The 2,540-nt window shown below is 65.7% G+C and carries 4 protein-coding genes; 1 reads left to right on the forward strand and 3 read right to left on the reverse strand.

The features are described from left to right. Positions 1 to 17 precede the first annotated feature (17 nt). Positions 18 to 302, reverse strand: a complete 285-nt coding sequence (locus CWN80_RS15205; RefSeq protein WP_128277513.1) for a hypothetical protein — start codon at positions 300 to 302, stop codon at positions 18 to 20. Between the two features lie 93 nt (positions 303 to 395). Between CWN80_RS15205 and CWN80_RS16140 the strand changes: the two genes are divergently transcribed. Then, on the forward strand, positions 396 to 683 hold the full coding sequence (locus tag CWN80_RS16140) for a GNAT family N-acetyltransferase (RefSeq protein ID WP_338009775.1): 288 nt from the start codon (positions 396 to 398) through the stop codon (positions 681 to 683). Between the two features lie 31 nt (positions 684 to 714). Here the strand turns inward: CWN80_RS16140 and CWN80_RS15210 are convergent, their stop codons facing one another. Continuing rightward, positions 715 to 1,518, reverse strand: a complete 804-nt coding sequence (locus tag CWN80_RS15210; RefSeq protein WP_128277514.1) for a hypothetical protein — start codon at positions 1,516 to 1,518, stop codon at positions 715 to 717. Further along, positions 1,511 to 2,149, reverse strand: a complete 639-nt coding sequence (locus tag CWN80_RS15215; protein ID WP_007929902.1) for a recombinase family protein — start codon at positions 2,147 to 2,149, stop codon at positions 1,511 to 1,513. Before CWN80_RS15215 ends, CWN80_RS15210 begins: the two co-directional genes overlap by 8 nt. Positions 2,150 to 2,540: the final 391 nt, after the last annotated feature.

Consider the following 2,540-nt stretch of genomic DNA (forward strand, 5'->3'; position numbering starts at 1 on the left):
ATCAGACCCAGTGCGGTTCAGGCCTCCACCAGTGCCTGCATGTTGTCCCCGCCAGAGCGAGCGAACCGAGCGCTGGCCACGCCTAAGCCCATGTCCTGTGCCATCGACCTCATCCTCGTCAAGGAAACGGTCTTACCCATCCCCCGCACCCCCGTCAGCACGATCGGACTCGGCGCCGGACGACCGAACGAAGCGACCGACAGCATCCGGGTACCGACCTTGGAGAACAGATCGGCACGGCCAGCCAGTACCGGCGGTTGCGCCCCGGTACCGGGTTGGTAGGGGCACGGCAGGTAGTCCATACCCATAGTTTCCTATAAAGCGACCTTTTTATAGGGAACTATGGGTGCAGTGATGACCCCATCGACAAGGGTGATGGTGATAGGTGGCCCACGGTGCCGTCCTTGACGGGGGGTATCGACCAACTCGTAGTCGAGCCGAGATGGCGCCGCCGCGGAGTAGGAACCGTCACGCTTGGGATGGTCGACGGATTGGCGCAGGGGTGCATCGGCCAGCTTGGGCCGGCCGCATTGCCGACGATCTACGTCGGCAAGTGCGACGCCGCCGCTGCCGACTTCTACGGGCGGTGCGGGTACTCGGTGATGGCACCGGAGAGGGCGGCGGGGGCAGGGGCCGAGAGCGGTCACCACCCCTGCACCTTCATGCGCACCGATGGGGTCTGAGAGCACCAATGTCGAGCCCTCCCCCACTGCCTCAGGTCTTATCTGATGACGGGTCTCCGTCGATAGAGTCGCCGTCACCTTCATCGGTGAGACCCTCGACGTTGGGTTCAACACTGACCAGGAGGCCCTCCCTCCGGAAATAGGCAGGGACCCGGTCAAGGAACAGGTCGACCAACCCGACCACCATCGCGATCGCGCCCGCGAGGATGACGAGGATTGGCACTGGTTGCGGGAGCACAGCCTCGGGGGTTGACGCCACTGCCGCACTCACGCCAAGGACGGTCACTGGCAGGCCCAGCGCCCCCAAGAAGGTGCGCACGTCGGGACGGACCGGACGCGGCTTGAGAGCCTCGGGAACGAGACCTTCCAAGACCTCGTCCTGAACGCGGTATCTCTCGAAAATGAGGTGGAGGAACGTGCCTACTACGCCGCCCGTGACCGTCACATGGAGAGCTGCGTAGGGCATGCTCATCCACGTCTTTCCGCCGACCTCGGACCACAGATCTGAAGCAACCGTCGTGCCCCCCGCGTGGTACCCGGTACCGCCTACGACAGCCAACATCAGGACAACGACAGTTCCCACTAGCAGGAGATGGACGGGCGAGACGTGCTCAGCCGCAACGATCTTCGCGATAACACGGTCTCGCCTCTCCGTGATGGCGGCTCTAGCCGCGTCCGACAGGTCCTGACGATCGAGCAGCTCGCTCAGGGCGGCTTGCCTCTTGTTCAGGCGGCCCCGGGCTGAGACAGCAGCGACCACCACACTGACGATGGTCAGCAGCCCCGCTGCGAGCGACAGCAGGTCTTTCGCCTGCGTCAGATCCCAGTCACCCATCGGACTTCATCTCGTCGAGGCGGACGTCCTGAACGACGGCAGAGACGATCGACACTGGGTCGCTTTCTACCTCCGGGTCGAACCTCGCCAGTGAGGCGATTTCCCCGCGCAGGACCCGCCCGACGACTGCCCGGGACAGCCCTGTCGTCGACGCGATCACGCTCTGTGTCTTGCCCGCCCCGGCCATCTCGTGGACGAGCCGGAACTGGTGGGCGGTGACCCGCGAGGGCCGGCCCAACGGCGCCCCCTTCGCCCTGACCGCAGCCAGCGCCGCGCGGGTGCGCTCGGCGGTCATCTCCCGCTCGAACTGCGCCACCGACGCCATAACGTGGAACAGGAGCCAACCACCCGGCGTGGTCGTGTCCAGCGACTCCGTCAGGGAGCGGAACTCCACCCCACGGGTGCCGAGCTCGTCGACGACGGAGATGAGGTGCTTGAGCGACCGGCCCAGCCGGTCGAGCTTCCACACCGTCAGCACGTCCCCCTGCTCAAGCCGCTCGAGCAACCGGGCCAGGCCCGGGCGGTCCGTGCGCGAGCCAGACGCGTGGTCGGTGACGATGTGCTCGTCGTCCACGCCAGCCCGACGCAGCGCGTCGAACTGCAGCGCCGTGTTCTGATCGAGGGTGCTCACCCGCGCGTATCCCCAGGTGGTCAAGGCCGCCGGTCACCCTGCCCGCGGCGACGGGCGAACACGCGGCCCACCAGCACAGCGCCGCCGACAACCGCACCCAACACCGCCGCGGTGACGTACCCACTGATGTCAACAACGGCCGCTGCCGTCTCAATGCCAATCATCAAGACCCCAACCCGTGCTCGAAAGTCGCCGGTTTTTGACCTTTCGAGCAAAGCTATCAGTGAGCAGGGGTTTCGACCGCCCTCAGAGCCTCCCGCGACCCGTCCCCAGAGCTGCTCGAAAACGAGCGTCACTGAGCCGATCCCGCCGAGGTCGACGGAGCAGATCCTCTAAAGTCTGCACATGGAGCCTGACGAGCAGATGGGACCTTGAAGCGCCCCAGGTATCG

The sequence above is a fragment of the Janibacter hoylei PVAS-1 genome (assembly GCF_004025845.1).
Lineage (GTDB): Bacteria > Actinomycetota > Actinomycetes > Actinomycetales > Dermatophilaceae > Janibacter > Janibacter hoylei.